This window comes from Sphingopyxis flava (assembly GCF_900168005.1).
GTDB classification, from domain to species: domain Bacteria; phylum Pseudomonadota; class Alphaproteobacteria; order Sphingomonadales; family Sphingomonadaceae; genus Sphingopyxis; species Sphingopyxis flava.
In genome coordinates, this window is the sequence record NZ_FUYP01000003.1 from 1 (window position 1) to 14,162 (window position 14,162).

The following is a 14,162-nucleotide window of genomic DNA, read 5'->3' on the forward strand; positions in this document are numbered from 1 at the left end:
AATAAGATTTCCCCATGATCCACCTCCGAACCCGGTGAATCACAACTCAGACCTTTTGGGAATCCCCCGATTCCTATTTCTGGCACGATGCTCTAGAACCGGCCGTCTCTGGACCGCGCGCCGCACCCAGGCGCTATACGGTCATCGGCCATGCCCGCCCGCGCCAACGGCAAGTGAATGCGACGATTTGGGCATTGCTCGCGGGCATGCCGGTAACGATTATGCTTTTTGTGGCGGCGGCCTTCCTGCGCGAGCGCCTCTCCAGCGACACCTGCTGCTCAAACCTATATTGCAACCCCGGCCGGGACGCAGCCAGCGTCGGCGGCGCTGCACCCAGCTGAATTGGCAATCACCAACCAACGCTGGGGATGAGGGAGAAGCCACTAAATCGCTGCCTGATGCGGCAATGTGGCATGCGATTTCCCGCTTCGCTCTGATCAGCTATGATCTCGGAGTTGCCGTTACCGAACAAGGACAATTGACAGGCGTATGGACGATTTCACTATTGCCCGTGCAATTCATATCTTCTCGGTTCTGATGTGGATCGGCGGTGTCGCCTTCGTGACGCTGGTGGTCATCCCGTCTATTCGCGCGAACCATCCGTCAGCGGAACGACTGTCGGCGTTCGATCGGATCGAAGGCCGCTTCGCGCCGCAGGCCCGGATTTGGGTGCTGCTTGCCGGCACCAGCGGCTTGTGGATGGTGCATCGCGGGGCGATGTGGGATCGGTTCGCCGATTTCCATTACTGGTGGATGCATGCGATGGTCGGCCTCTGGATGATCTTCATGACCATTCTCTTCCTTGCCGAGCCATTGGTGATCCATCGCCGCATGAAGGCATCGCCCGATCCGGCGGGCGACTTCGCCAGGCTGGATTGGGGTCACCGGCTCCTGTTTCTCCTGGCGACGATAACCGTGCTTGGCGCGGCGGGAGGCAGCCGCGGCCTGTTCTGATTCTATCCCGAAGGATTGTCGACCCTCGCGGCGAAAAGCATCGGTCCATATATGGCGAGGAAGAGCAGGAAAGCGCCTCCCCAGCACAAGGCTGCAGCCTCGATGCCTATGGTATAGTCGACTAGGCCGACTGGCGCAGCAACGCGCAGCAGCGCACCAACAGTGATCAGGATGCAGGCCAGCACAGTCCCGCCGTCCGCCTTCAAGCTGCGTCCGGTATGTCCCAGAGTCGCGCGCGACATTACCGCCAGTATCATCGTCGCCATGGCGCCCGCCGTGAGCGCGTGGACTGCGGCCGAGCGGGAGAGGGGGGCGCCAAGTCCGGCCGCGGCGATCAGGAGCAACCCGACCGGGACCCAAAGATAGCCGATATGGAGGATGATCACGAGCGGATCGCGCACCGTCCGCCAGCCTCGCCATCGCGCCAGGCGGACCAGTTGCAATAGGGCCGCACCCGCAAGGACCCATGCGACCGCGGCGGCCTCGGGGGCAATGGTCCAGCCAAGAAGCGCGAGCGCGGTCACGCCAATCACCGCAAGGTCGAAGCGCGTCGGCTGTCCGGGCAGGCCTTCCTTCATGCCCTGCTTGGTCATCCAGTTGCGCGTGAAGGAGGGAATGATGCGACCGCCTATCAGCGAAATCATCAGCACGACGAGCGCGATTGCCGCGCGCCAGCCAATGTCGCGATCGCGGATGAGGCCGGAGCCTGCCGCATGGTCGAGCCCATTCGCGATACCGAACAGCAGTACCAGGCCGACCACCGGCAAGTTGCGGTTCTTCGTCGCGACGACCTCACGGCCGGCGACTGCTGCGAGTAGGAGATAGAAGCCCAGGTCGATGACTGCAGCAAGCATGGTGCCAATATATGAGGAGTAGAGAACCGCAAACCGCCCCGCCAGCCAGAGTCCCGTCAGTGCGGCGAGCGGCGTCCCGGCAATCGGGAGCCGCCCCGTCCAGTTGGGAATGGCGGTCAGAAGGAAGCCCGCCACGACGGCACCGACAAAGCCGAACAGCATTTCGTGGCGGTGCCATGCAAGCGGATCGAGCGTCGCGGGAAGCGTGACTACTCCGGCAAGCGTGCACAGCCACAAAGTCAGCGCGACCACCGCCCAGAGCGGGCCCAGGAAGAAGAACGGACGGAATGCGCCGCGCAAGAAGGGAGGCGAGGCCGCCATACGCGCGCGCCGCAGCGCGAGCATCCGTTCGCCTCTTGTCGTCTTTGCCTCGTTCATCCCGATCTCATTCCTGTGTTTGCCGGGCCAATCCCGCGATCACAGGATCAGGTAGAGGGTTATGGCAATACAAACGACGACGATCAAAAGCCAGATCCAGGGCCAAGCTTCGCCCTCGCCCTCCTTCGCCGATGCGGTGTCGATCGGCGCGGGCGTGGTCGACTTGGTATCGTAGACGGTCTCGGTGCGGCTCTTGAGGGCCGGGTTGAGCGGTGCGTCCGATTGCGCCTCGCGAGAATCATTCATCTTTGGCTCCTGCCTCCTGGGGGATCGAATGGGCGCGACATCCAACCGCGCTCAGCCGCCAATGGACCATCGCGGCGAGGCAGGTGCTTCCCGGGTCCGAGCTGTCTCGGAGGCTCGAGACCAGGGTCGCCCAGTCCTCCTCGTTCGCAAAGCGCGAGAAATCGGCGACGGCCATGCGCGCATATCCGGCGATTCCGAGACCGACGCTCTTCGCGGCGCAGGCGGTGTCCTGGGCGAGCTGCGGGTCAGCATGCGCGAGCCAGCGCTCCAGTGCTCCTGCGGATCCACGCGCTGCCGCGAGAATGTCGCCGAGCATCACCATCAACCGTTCGCTCCGATTATCACGCCTTCCACGCACCCGCGCCCGGCGAGGGCCGCGACGTAGCGCGCCGACGCCATCGTCCAGCTCCTCGCCTCGAGCATCTCGCCAATCTTCCCGCGCACCACCTCATAGGGAAGGGTGCGGCCGGTGATCCTTCGCTGCAGCCGCAGGACATGCCATCCGAAGCGGGACCGGACCGGTTCGCGGCCCGTCGAGCCATCCGCGAGCTGCTCCAGTGCCGACTGTATCTCCGCCACGAGCTCGCCGCGGCGGACTTGGCCGAGCGCCCCGTCCTGCTGAGCGGAGGCGCAAGCGGAATGCGCGCGCGCGGCCGCCGCGAAGGCTGCAGGATCGTCGCCCACTGCCTCAGCAATGTCCCTTGCCCGCCGCTCGGCTGTGCTCCATCCATCGGCCTGGCCCGTTTCCGGTTCGATCAGGATGTGCGCCGCCTCGAACAGGTCCGGCGTACGAAACCGCCCGCGGTTCGCGTCATAATAGCGGCGGCATTCGGCGTCGTCCGGCCGCTCCGGTTCGATCTGAGTCTCAAGCACAGCGCGAACGAGCGCATCGTCTTCAGGCTCACGGCGTCCCGCATCGTCCTCCTCCGGCTCCGCCTCCAGTCCGAGGCGCCGAGCTTCCTGAAGCAGCAGCTCGCGCACAGCGAGCGCCCGCGCCGCTTCCATCCAGGCGGTTTCCATGTCCGGCGCCGGATGGTGCTGGATTTCGCGGGCGATCGCTTCGGGCGCGATCTCGATGCCGTTGACGCGAACCTCGCTGAAGCTCGGCGGCGGCGGCAGCAGGGGCTCAGGCCCACCGCAGCCGCCGCTGGCGCAGGCGGACGGCATCTCAGGGCGCGGCCGATCGAGATCGAGAACGTCGGGCTTGCGGCTCATGTCGTTTGCCCTTCCTGCGTGTGCTGGCGCATCACCGTGTCGCCGCCGTAGCTCGGCGCCCCGCCGGCAGGGCCATGCGTCGGCGAGAGGAAGCGTTTGCGCAGCGGCATGCGCGAGCGGACGATCTGATAGCCGGGGCGCAACAGGAACCAGATGGGCGCGCTCCAGATATGGACCAGACGCGTAAACGGCGTGATCAGGAACAGCGTGAGCCCGAGAATGATGTGGAGCTTGTAGACGAGCGCCACATCGGCGATTTCCTCCGGTGCACCGGGATTGAGCGTCAGGATGCCGTTGGCCCAATTCATGAAGCGCAGCATTTCGCGGCCGTCCATGTGCTGCATCGTCCAGAACGTCGTCAGGATGCCGAGCGTCAATTGAACCCAGATCAATACGAGGACCAGGATGTCCCCCCAGGAAGAACTGCGCCGGATGCGCGGATCGACCAGACGGCGATGCAGGAGCAGAGTGCAGCCGATGTAGGCGGTGACGCCCGCGAGCCCGCCGACCACGAGCGCAGCGGTCTGCTTGAACGCATGGCCGATCCCCAATCGGTCGATGACCGTGACCGGTGTGAGAAGCCCCACGAAATGGCCGAAGAGCAGGATGAGGATGCCCATGTGGAAGAGGTTGGAGCCCAGCACCATCTGTTTGCGGCGCAGGAACTGGCTCGACTGCGAGCGCCAACTGAACTGGTTTGCATCGAAGCGCAGGATGCTGCCGACCACCAGCACGGTGACGGCGAGGTAGGGATACCAGCCGAAAGCGAGTTGGTTGATGAACCCATTCATTGTCCCGTCTCCCTTTCGACCGGGCGGTTCGAGGCGCGGATCCTGGCGACCACGCCGGTAGGGCCGCCCATTTCATGCGCTGCGGATGCGAGGAAGGTGACCGGCGCTTCTTCCCATTCTTCGTCGATCTTCGCCGGGTTTTCCTCGGGCGTACGCTCCTGAAGTTCGGCGAGCGCCGCTGCGTCGGGACTTGCTCCCGCCAGGGCGAGGAGCGCATGGAAAATGCCAGCATAGGGCGCTTGGCGTTCATCGAGTCGCTCGGCGAGCGCCGCAAAGACATGCGCCGGCTGTCCCAGCATCTCCCGCGCTTCCGACGGCGACAGGCACGATGCGAATTCGAGGAAGACCGGAACGAAGTCGGGCAGCTCGCTGGTGTCGAGCAGGAAGCCGCTCTGCGCATATTGCTGGCCAAGGTCGATCATCGCTTGGCCGCGCTCGCGGCTGTCGCCGTGAACGTGCTCGAAGAGGTGGAGCGAGAGCTTGCGCGAGCGGTCGAACAATTCGCTGTAGGCGGCCTGAAGATCGAGCAGATCCTCGCGATCGAGGCCTAGAAGCAGGGGTTCGAGCTTTTCGAGTACGCGTTCCGGCAGCGCCTGTTCTTCGCGCAGAACGCGGCGCACTTCGCTCGCGTTCTCCTGGAGCTCGGCCGAGGGGTAGCCGAGCAGCGCCGCCAGGGCTTTGAGCGTCATCCTCATGTCGGTGCATCCATATAGCGCTTTTTCGGCGTTCGCTTGGCGCCGCCGAACAGATTGAGCGTAGTCGATCCATTGGTCCCTTCGCGGAATCCGAAACCGGACGAGCCGCGCAGCGCATAGGCGTCCTCCTCGAGCTCGCGGTGCGTCGTCGGGATCACGTATCGGTCCTCATAGGCTGCAAGCGCCATGATCTTGTACATTTCCTCTATTTTTTCGCGCGTGAGGCCGACGCGCTCGGGAATCGACTCGTCGATGCGTCCTTCGATCGACTTGGCGCGCATGTAGGAGCGCATGGCCAGCATGCGTTCGAGCGCTGCCGCAATCGGCTCCTCGGCGCCGGCGGTCAGCAGGTTGGCAAGGTAGCGCAGCGGAATGCGCAGCGACCTGACATCGGGCATTCCGTCCTTTGCCGACATCTTGCCCGCCTCGGCCGCCGACTGGATGGGCGACAAAGGCGGCACGTACCAGACCATCGGCAGCGTGCGGAATTCGGGGTGGAGCGGGAAGGCGACCTTCCACTCGACCGCCATTTTGTAGACAGGTGATCGCGTCGCCGCCTCGAGCCATTGTTCGGGCACACCTTCGCGCCGTGCCGCTTCCTGCACGGCAACATCGTCGGGATCGAGGAACAGGCCGAGCTGTGCGCCGTAGAGGTCCTTCGGATCTTCGACCGAGGCCGCAGCTTCGATCCGGTCGGCGTCATAGAGAAGGACGCCGAGATAGCGGATGCGGCCAACGCAGGTCTCGGAGCAGACGGTGGGCTGCCCTGTCTCGATCCGCGGATAACAGAAGATGCACTTCTCGGATTTGCCGGTCGACCAATTGTAATAGATTTTCTTGTAGGGGCAGCCCGAGACGCACATCCGCCAGCCGCGGCACTTTTCCTGGTCGATCAGCACGATGCCATCCTCGGCGCGCTTGTAGATCGCGCCTGATGGGCACGAGGCGAGACAGGAGGGGTTGAGGCAGTGCTCGCACAACCTCGGTAAGTACATCATGAAGGTTTTCTCGAACTGGCCGTAAATCTCCTTCTCGACGCCCTCGAAATTACAGTCGTGGCTACGTTTGGCGAACTCCCCGCCTAGCATGTCCTCCCAATTGCCGCTCCACTCGATCTTGTCGAGGGCCTCGCCGGTGAGCAGGGAGCGCGGCCGGGCAGTGGGCTGCGCCTGGAGCTCGGGTGCGGCCTGCAGCCATTCATATTCGAAGGTATAGGGTTCGTAGAAATCATCGATCTCCGGCAAGTGCGGATTGGCGAAGATCTTCGAGAGGATGCGCCATTTGGCGCCTTGCCGGGGCTGGATCTTGCCGTTCTTCTTGCGGATCCAGCCGCCCTTCCAACGCTCCTGGTTCTCCCAGTCCTTGGGATAGCCTATGCCCGGCTTGGTCTCGACATTGTTGAACCAGACATATTCGACGCCTTCGCGGTTGGTCCAAACATTCTTGCAGGTGATCGAGCAGGTATGACAGCCAATGCATTTGTCGAGGTTGAGCACCATGGCGATTTGTGCGCGGACTCTCATTCTGCTGCCTCCACTTTCGTGCCGGTTCCCCAATCAGCGGTGCCGCCAGCGACATTGGCGTCATCATCGGCGCGCTTGTCGAACCAGTTCACTTCGCTCATCTTCCTGAGGATCACAAACTCGTCGCGGTTGGCGCCGACGGTTCCATAATAGTTGAAGCCATAGGCCAGCTGGGCATAGCCGCCGATCATGTGCGTCGGCTTCATGTTGATCCGCGTCACCGAATTGTGGACGCCGCCGCGCTGTCCGGTGATTTCGGAGCCGACCGTGTTCACCAGCTTTTCCTGGGCGTGGTACATGATCGCCGAACCCGGCATGATCCGCTGTGATACGATCGCCCGGGCGGTCAGCGCACCGTTGATGTTGAACACCTCTATCCAGTCATTGTCCTCGATACCGGCGGCGCGCGCATCCTCCTCGCTGATCCAGACCGTCGGACCGCCGCGGTTGAGGCTGAGGAGGATCAGATTCTCGGTGTAGGTCGAGTGGATGCCCCATTTCTGGTGCGGCGTAAGGATGTTAAGCAGGATTTCCTTGTTGCCGTTGGGCAGCCTGCCGACCACGTCATGGACCGTCTTGGTGTCGATCGGTGGCCGCCAAGTGACGAAGCCCTCGCCGAACGCGCGCATCCAGTGATGGTCCTGGTAGAGCGACTGGCGGCCGGTCAGCGTGCGCCACGGGATCAATTCATGGACATTGGTGTAGCCGGCATTGTAGCAGACCTTCTCGCTTTCGAGGCCCGACCAGATCGGCGAGGAGATGATCTTGCGCGGCTGTGCGGCAACGTCGCGGAAGCGGATCTTCTCCTCTTCCTTGCCCTCGGCGAGATGTCGATGGTCACGGCCGGTGATTGCGCCGAGCGATTCCCAGGCCTTTAGCGCAACTTCACCGTTTGTCTCAGGTGCGAGCATGAGGATCGTCTCGCAGGCGTCGATGTCCGTATCGATCTTGGGCCGGCCTTTGGTGGGCCCCTCGAGCACGCGACCGTTGAGGTCGCCGAGGAGCCCCACCTCGTGCGTCACATCCCACAAGATACCCTTGGCGCCATTGCCAAGGTTTTCCAGCGCCGGCCCCATCGAGGTGAAGCGCGCGAAGGTCTCCGGATAGTTGCGCTCGACCAACTGAACCGCGGGCATGGTCCTGCCGGGGATCGGATCGCACTCGCCCTTCAGCCAGTCCTTAGGCTCATAGGGCTGGGCCAGCTCTCCGGGCGTGTCGTGCTGGATGGGGCTGAGCACGACGTCGTGCTCGATGCCTAGCACCTCGGGTGCGACGTCGGAGAATTTTTTCGCGATCGAGCGGAAGATGTTCCAGTCGCTCCTGCTCTCCCAAGCCGGGTCTACCGCCGCGGTCAGCGGGTGTATGAAGGGGTGCATGTCCGAGGTGTTGAGGTCGTGCTTTTCGTACCAGGTCGCGGTCGGCAGCACGACGTCGGCGTAGATGCTGGTGGTCGACATGCGAAAGTCGATGTTGACCATGAGGTCGAGCTTGCCCACCGGCGCCTCGTCGCGCCAGACCACATCCTGCGGTCGGTCGATCCGCTCGGCGTCGGTGTCGGTGCCGACCACGCCGTGCAGCGATCCGATCAGGTGCTTGAGGAAATATTCGTGACCCTTGCCGCTCGCGCCCAGCACGTTCGAGCGCCAGAAGAACATGTTGCGCGGCCAGTTCATTGGGTTATCGGGATCGAGGCTCGAAGGCTTGATCTCACCGGATTTCCAGCCATCGGCGACTACGCTCGCTGGGTCGGCCTTGGTCTCGTGGAGATGGCGGCCGAGCTCGATAGGATTGAGCTGGAGCTGCGGTGCGGAGGGCAGCCAGCCCATCCGCTCCGCCTTGGCGTTGAAGTCGAGCAGGCTACCGGACCAGTCGCCTTCGGGCGCGAGCGGCGAGAGGATCTCCGACATCCTCAGCGTCTCGTAGCGCCATTGATCTGTGTGCGCGTAGAAGAAGCTCGTGCCGTTCATCTGGCGGGGCGGGCGTGTCCAGTCGAGCCCGAAGGCAAGCGGGAGCCAACCCGTCTGCGGCCGCAACTTCTCCTGGCCGACATAATGCGACCAGCCGCCGCCCGACTGGCCGATGCAGCCGCACATCACGAGCAGCGCGATGATGCCGCGGTAGCTCATATCCATGTGATACCAGTGATTGAGCCCGGCCCCGAGGATCACCATCGACCGGCCTTTGGTGATCTCGGCGTTGGTGGCGAATTCGCGCGCCACCTGGATGATTGCCTGGCGCGGAACGCCGGTTACCTTCTCTGCCCAGGCAGGGGTGAACGGCACGTCGTCGTCGAAGCTCTGGGCGACATTCTCGCCGCCAAAGCCCCGGTCGACGCCATAGTTGGCGCAGAACAGATCGAACACCGTTGCGACGGCGACGCTGCTTCCGTCTGCGAGCGCTACGCGCTTGACCGGTATATTACGCAGCAGCACCTCGTCATGGCTCGTCGCCACGAAGTCATGGGGAGCGGTCGAGCCGAAATAGGGGAAGGCGACCGCCTCGATCCTATCGTGCGCATCGGCAAGGGTCGTTCGAAGCCGGGTTTGCCTGCCGTTGCGGTCCTTTTCCTCGAGGTTCCACTTGCCCTGCTCGCCCCAGCGGAAGCCGGCGGTACCGAGCGGCGCCACAAGTTCGCCGCTCGCATCGTCGAAGGCGACCGGCTTCCAGTCGCTATTGTTGGTCTCGCCGAGCGCGCCTTCGATGTCGGCAGCCCTTAGCATGCGGTCCGGTACGAGTTTCCCGTCGCGTTCGGCGAGCCGGACAAGAAAGGGGAAATCCGAGTAGCGGCGGGTATAGTCCGCAAAATATTCGGCCTGGCGCTCAATGTGGAATTCCTTGAGCACGACATGACCGAGCGCAAGCGCAAGTGCGGCATCGGTTCCCTGCTTGGGGTGGAGCCACATATCCGAGAATTTCGCCGCCTCGTTGAAGTCGGGCGCAATGACGACGCTCTTGGCGCCGCGGTAGCGCACCTCGGAATAGAAATGCGCATCGGGCGCACGGGTCATGGGGATGTTGGAGCCCCAGACCAGCAGAAAGCCGGCGTTGTACCAATCGGCGCTTTCCGGCACGTCGGTCTGCTCACCCCAGGTCTGCGGGGAGGAGGGCGGCAGGTCGCAATACCAGTCGTAGAAGGAGAGGAGCGTACCGCCGAGCAGCGAGAGGTAGCGGCTGCCGGCAGCATAGGAAATCATCGACATCGCCGGGATCGGCGAGAAACCGGCGATCCGGTCGGGACCATATTCCTTGATCGTATAGGCATTGGCCGCAGCGATAAGTTCGGTGACCTCGTCCCACCCGACGCGCACGAAACCGCCGCGCCCGCGCTTCGATACCCAGTCCCGGCGCTTATCTGCGTCCTGCACGATCGACCTCCACGCCGCGACGGGTGTCATCGTCTTGCGCGCCTCGCGCCAGTGCTTGATCATCCGTGCGCGCACGAGAGGATATTTGATCCGCGTGCCCGAATAGAGATACCAGCTGTAGCTCGCGCCGCGCGGACAGCCGCGCGGCTCGTGGTTGGGAAGGTCCGGGCGAGTGCGCGGATAGTCGGTCTGCTGGGTCTCCCACGTGACGATACCGCCCTTGACGTAGATCTTCCACGAGCAGGAACCGGTACAGTTCACGCCGTGGGTCGAGCGCACGATCTTGTCCGCCGCCCAGCGCTTGCGATAGGCGTCCTCCCACTCGCGCGTCTCGTTCGTGGTGATGCCGTGCCCATCCGAGAACTTGTCCCGCGCCCGGCGGAAATAGGTCAGGCGGTCCAGAAAATGGCTCATGGAAGGGCTCCCCTGTTCATGTCGCGCTTGCCGGCATCTGGCTTGAGGACGCCCTGGCGAGGTTGAGGTTCCGGAAGATGCCGCGTGGACCACTGTAAGCCACCCATGTCAGCGCGACGCAGCTCAGGTAGAAAATCAGGAATCCCCAGAGCGCCATATTGGCGGCGCCGGTCAGCTCGATGGACGAACCATAGGCTTTGGGGATGTAGAAGGCACCATAGGCGGCGATCGCCGAGATGAAGCCGACGACGGCGGCCGACTCCCGTTCGGCGCGTAGGCGGCGCTCCGGCTCGGCAAGGCCGGGTTCGGCCGCGTCGATGGCGTGGCGCATGATGCCCGGCACCATCTGGAAGGTGGAGGCGTTGCCAATGCCGCTCACGAAGAAGAGGAGCAGCACCATTGCGAAGAACCCCGCGAAACTGCGTGCATCCAGGAACCAGATCATGCCAAGGATCGCGGCCGCCTGTACGACGAAGACCCAGAAGCTCACGCGGGCACCGCCCATGCGGTCGGCCAGCCATCCGCTGCCCGCCCGCGACAAGGCGCCGATCAGCGGCCCGAGGAACGCGTAGCGCAGCGCATCGACCTCTGGAAAGACGAGCTTGGCGAGGAGTGGAAAACCCGCCGACATGCCGATGAAAGTTCCGAATGTGCCCGTGTAGAGCCAGCACATCCTCCAGGTGTCGATGCGACCGAAGATCGTCGCCTGATCGGCAAAGGACGATTTGGCGCTAAGGATATCGTTCATGCCGAACCAGGCGGCGAAGGCGCCGACGACGATGAGCGGTACCCAGACGAAGCCCGCATTCTGCATCCACACGCTTGTGCCGTCACCTGCGAGCTGAGATTGTCCGCCGAGCGCGCCGAACAGGCTCATCGTGACCACGACCGGCACGAGGAACTGCATGACGCTGACGCCGAGATTGCCGAGGCCCGAGTTGATCGCGAGCGCGCTGCCCTTCTCGGATTTGGGGAAGAAGAAGCTGATGTTGGCAACCGAAGACGCGAAATTGCCCCCGCCGAAGCCGCAGAGCAGCGCCAGCGCCAGAAAGATCAGATAGGGGGTGTTCGGGTTCTGTACGGCGTAGCCGATGCCGAAGGCCGGAATCAGCAGCGAGGCGGTCGAGATCGTCGTCCAGAGTCGGCCGCCGAAAATGGGCACGAGGAAGGCGTAGAAGATGCGCAGCGTGGCGCCCGACAAGCCGGGAACGGCCGCCAACCAAAAGAGTTGGTCCGTCGTGAATCTGAAACCGATGCCGGGCAGTCGTGCGACGACCACGCTCCACACCATCCACACGGCAAATGAGAGAAGCAGGCAATAGGTAGAAATCCAGAGATTGCGCCGGGCGATGCCGCGGCCCTGGCTTTGCCAGAACGCCTCATCCTCGGGTCGCCAGTCGCGCAGCGGTCCGGCGCGGCGCGGCGGTGGCACAAAGCCGGGTTCACCCAAGCCCTGCATCTCGGGTAGCTCCGGCGTGGTTGCTGCTTTGCCGGCACGCGTCGCTTCGCGTTCCATCTGCTGGATCGCGAGATGCATCCATACCAATGCCGTCCCCACGAGCAGGAACAGGAGCGCAAAACAACTCGTCCAGACGCCGGTCAGGTCATTAAGCACCCCGAAGGCGAGCGGCAGCACGAAACCGCCCAGTCCGCCGATCATGCCGACGAGTCCTCCGACCGCGCCGACATGGTGAGGGTAGTAGACCGGGATGTGCTTGAATACCGCAGCCTTGCCGAGGCTCATGAAGAAACCGAGCACGAAGATCGTCATGAGGAACGGAAGGAGTCCCATCGAGGTTCGAAAGGTGATGGGACCGTGAATGCTTTCGACGATGTAGGTTGTCGGCGGGTAGGACAGGAGGAAGGTGCAGAACACCGAGACGCCGAGGGTCACGTACATGACCGCGCGGGCGCCGTAGCGGTCGGACAGCTTGCCGCCATAGATGCGAAACAGGCTGGCCGGCACCGAATAGAAGGCGGCGAGCATGCCCGCGGTTTTTATATCCAGGCCATAGACCCCGATGAGGTAGCGAGGCAGCCACAGCGCTAGCGCCACAAACGCGCCGAAGACGAAGAAATAGTAGAGCGCAAATCGCCAGACCTGCACGTTGCGAAGAACCTCCAGCTGGCTTGCCATGCCGGCGGCCTTGCGCCCTTCGCGGCGGCGCGCAGCGCTTTCCGGATCCTCGGGGGTCAGAAAGAGGAAAAGCACCGCCATCACGACAAGGCCGGCAGCCCAAATTTGCGCGACCCCCTGCCAACCCATCGCCACCATCACGAAAGGGGCGAGAAACTTGGTTATGGCCGCGCCGACATTTCCGGCACCAAAGATGCCGAGCGCCGTCCCTTGTCGTTCGGGAGGAAAGAATTTGGACACGTAGGTGACGCCCACAGAAAAGGCGCCGCCAGCGATGCCGACTCCCAGTGCTGCGATCAGCAGCTCGACGTAGGTATCGGCATAGGAGGTGAGGACCGTCGCGATCGCGGCAAGGACCATCACCCCTGCGAACACGCGTCGTCCGCCAATCTGATCCGCCCAGACGCCCAGAAATACGCGCGTAAGCGATCCGGTCAGGATCGGTGTGCCTATTAGAAGCCCGAACTCTGTCTCGGATAGACGGAGTTCCTCTTTGACGCCGAGCCCGATGATCGAGAAAATCGTCCAGACCGCAAAGCATACGGTAAAGGCCGCCGTGCTGGCCCATAGCGCACGAGTTCCGCCCTCCGGGGCCTTTACCGCGTCCTCCGACATTGGCGAGGCGTCCCTCCTCCGCTGCCAAACCCTAAGCATGTCAATACGCGATGAACGCATTGGTTGCCAAGACGATGACAGATTTCAGCATAATAAGCAGCTAGAAAAGAAGTTGCCGGGTCCGTTTCGCATTGGCGCGCACCACCGAAATGCTGGCATCTGATCCCGCGAACTCGCAAGAGTCGGGCGGGCCGTGGAGGCTGGGCCCGCAACTGATTCTCGTAGCGCTCGAAGGCCGATGCGAGCGTTTCGATCCCGCGATCGAGCCGGGCCAGGCAGGTGGTGAGTGGCAGTGCCTGTTCGCGCAAGACTTCGATTTCGATCGCTTGGGCGGCCGAGAACAGGTCCATGTCGATGGCGGTGAGACCCGCTTCGAGCCGGTGCGATCGCACGCGGGAGGCGTAACCTATGTCTCCGGTACGGAGGGGCACCCATGTCTCGCCCCGCTCGCATGAAGGAAGCCGCCTGGGAATAGGCTGCCGCTGAAAGGCGTGACAGCTTCGCGACGGGCAGAGGAACAAGTGCGACCATCGCTCGTTGCTTGAGAAGGGGCGGTGCCGCCTCCTGTGTCGCCGCCCCCATCTCAAAAGGAGAAGGAGCCATGACCGACACTCTCGAGACAACCGAAACGCACCGCCTCATCGCCTCCGACAAGGTGGAAGGGACCGCGGTTTACAATCCCGAGGGCGATCGACTCGGGACGATTGCGAATGTGATGATCGACAAAATCTCGGGGAAAAGCGAATATGCCGTCATGGAGTTTGGCGGCCTGTTTGGCCTCGGAAGCGATCATTATCCCCTTCCGTGGGACATGCTGACCTACGATACCGACAAGGGCGGATACGTCGTCAATCTAACCAAGGAGCAATTGACGGAAGCGCCGCGTTACGCGCGCGAGGAGTCGCCCGAATATACCGACGATTATGGCCGGACAATTTACGGATATTACGGCCTTAGCTATCCGATGTTTTGACG

Annotated in this window: 12 protein-coding genes; 3 read left to right on the forward strand and 9 right to left on the reverse strand. The window is 63.1% G+C overall.

All coding sequences use genetic code 11. The features are described 5' to 3' along the window. The first annotated feature begins 489 nt into the window (after positions 1–489). On the forward strand, positions 490–954 hold the full coding sequence (locus B5X69_RS02810; RefSeq protein ID WP_079637199.1) for a hypothetical protein: 465 nt from the start codon (positions 490–492) through the stop codon (positions 952–954). Positions 955–956: 2 nt separating this feature from the next. Here B5X69_RS02810 and B5X69_RS02815 read toward each other — a convergent pair whose 3' ends face one another. Genes B5X69_RS02815 through B5X69_RS02855 form a run of 9 tightly spaced genes read right to left on the reverse strand, consistent with a single transcriptional unit; the run spans position 957 to position 13,187 of the window. After that, positions 957–2,186 (reverse strand): NnrS family protein, encoded by a 1,230-nt coding sequence (locus B5X69_RS02815; RefSeq protein ID WP_217699093.1) that lies wholly within the window; start codon positions 2,184–2,186, stop codon positions 957–959. Positions 2,187–2,225: 39 nt separating this feature from the next. After that, positions 2,226–2,432, reverse strand: coding sequence for a hypothetical protein (locus B5X69_RS02820; RefSeq protein WP_079637200.1), 207 nt, complete (start codon positions 2,430–2,432; stop codon positions 2,226–2,228). Next, positions 2,425–2,754, reverse strand: coding sequence for a hypothetical protein (locus B5X69_RS02825; RefSeq protein ID WP_079637201.1), 330 nt, complete (start codon positions 2,752–2,754; stop codon positions 2,425–2,427). Before B5X69_RS02825 ends, B5X69_RS02820 begins: the two co-directional genes overlap by 8 nt. Continuing rightward, positions 2,754–3,647, reverse strand: coding sequence for a peptidylprolyl isomerase (locus B5X69_RS02830; RefSeq protein ID WP_079637202.1), 894 nt, complete (start codon positions 3,645–3,647; stop codon positions 2,754–2,756). Before B5X69_RS02830 ends, B5X69_RS02825 begins: the two co-directional genes overlap by 1 nt. Continuing rightward, the gene (gene narI, locus B5X69_RS02835) at positions 3,644–4,438 is read right to left on the reverse strand and encodes a respiratory nitrate reductase subunit gamma (protein WP_079637203.1); all 795 of its coding nucleotides are present in this window, start codon (positions 4,436–4,438) and stop codon (positions 3,644–3,646) included. Before narI ends, B5X69_RS02830 begins: the two co-directional genes overlap by 4 nt. Next, positions 4,435–5,133, reverse strand: a complete 699-nt coding sequence (narJ, locus tag B5X69_RS02840; RefSeq protein WP_079637204.1) for a nitrate reductase molybdenum cofactor assembly chaperone — start codon at positions 5,131–5,133, stop codon at positions 4,435–4,437. The genes narI and narJ overlap by 4 nt, the downstream gene beginning before the upstream one ends. Then, the gene (narH, locus tag B5X69_RS02845; protein ID WP_079637205.1) at positions 5,130–6,656 is read right to left on the reverse strand and encodes a nitrate reductase subunit beta; all 1,527 of its coding nucleotides are present in this window, start codon (positions 6,654–6,656) and stop codon (positions 5,130–5,132) included. The genes narJ and narH overlap by 4 nt, the downstream gene beginning before the upstream one ends. Beyond that, positions 6,653–10,435: a nitrate reductase subunit alpha gene (locus B5X69_RS02850; protein WP_079637206.1), complete on the reverse strand. Its 3,783-nt coding sequence runs from the start codon at positions 10,433–10,435 to the stop codon at positions 6,653–6,655. The genes narH and B5X69_RS02850 overlap by 4 nt, the downstream gene beginning before the upstream one ends. 16 nt (positions 10,436–10,451) lie before the next feature. Beyond that, positions 10,452–13,187, reverse strand: coding sequence for a nitrate/nitrite transporter (locus tag B5X69_RS02855; RefSeq protein WP_079637207.1), 2,736 nt, complete (start codon positions 13,185–13,187; stop codon positions 10,452–10,454). Between the two features lie 149 nt (positions 13,188–13,336). Between B5X69_RS02855 and B5X69_RS02860 the strand changes: the two genes are divergently transcribed. Next, complete coding sequence (locus B5X69_RS02860) at positions 13,337–13,642, forward strand: hypothetical protein (RefSeq protein ID WP_139375647.1); 306 nt, start codon at positions 13,337–13,339, stop codon at positions 13,640–13,642. Between the two features lie 146 nt (positions 13,643–13,788). Then, entirely contained in the window at positions 13,789–14,160 is a 372-nt protein-coding gene (locus B5X69_RS02865; protein ID WP_079637209.1) for a PRC-barrel domain-containing protein, read from the forward strand. The last annotated feature ends 2 nt before the right edge of the window (positions 14,161–14,162 follow it).

Bases quoted from the DNA above. Each gene is read 5' to 3' on its own strand.
- B5X69_RS02810 (WP_079637199.1), top strand. From the start codon at position 490: ATGGACGATTTCACTATTGCCCGTGCAATTCATATCTTCTCGGTTCTG.
- B5X69_RS02815 (WP_217699093.1), bottom strand. From the start codon at position 2,186: ATGAACGAGGCAAAGACGACAAGAGGCGAACGGATGCTCGCGCTGCGG.
- B5X69_RS02820 (WP_079637200.1), bottom strand. From the start codon at position 2,432: ATGAATGATTCTCGCGAGGCGCAATCGGACGCACCGCTCAACCCGGCC.
- B5X69_RS02825 (WP_079637201.1), bottom strand. From the start codon at position 2,754: ATGGTGATGCTCGGCGACATTCTCGCGGCAGCGCGTGGATCCGCAGGA.
- B5X69_RS02830 (WP_079637202.1), bottom strand. From the start codon at position 3,647: ATGAGCCGCAAGCCCGACGTTCTCGATCTCGATCGGCCGCGCCCTGAG.
- narI (WP_079637203.1), bottom strand. From the start codon at position 4,438: ATGAATGGGTTCATCAACCAACTCGCTTTCGGCTGGTATCCCTACCTC.
- narJ (WP_079637204.1), bottom strand. From the start codon at position 5,133: ATGAGGATGACGCTCAAAGCCCTGGCGGCGCTGCTCGGCTACCCCTCG.
- narH (WP_079637205.1), bottom strand. From the start codon at position 6,656: ATGAGAGTCCGCGCACAAATCGCCATGGTGCTCAACCTCGACAAATGC.
- B5X69_RS02850 (WP_079637206.1), bottom strand. From the start codon at position 10,435: ATGAGCCATTTTCTGGACCGCCTGACCTATTTCCGCCGGGCGCGGGAC.
- B5X69_RS02855 (WP_079637207.1), bottom strand. From the start codon at position 13,187: ATGTCGGAGGACGCGGTAAAGGCCCCGGAGGGCGGAACTCGTGCGCTA.
- B5X69_RS02860 (WP_139375647.1), top strand. From the start codon at position 13,337: ATGCTGGCATCTGATCCCGCGAACTCGCAAGAGTCGGGCGGGCCGTGG.
- B5X69_RS02865 (WP_079637209.1), top strand. From the start codon at position 13,789: ATGACCGACACTCTCGAGACAACCGAAACGCACCGCCTCATCGCCTCC.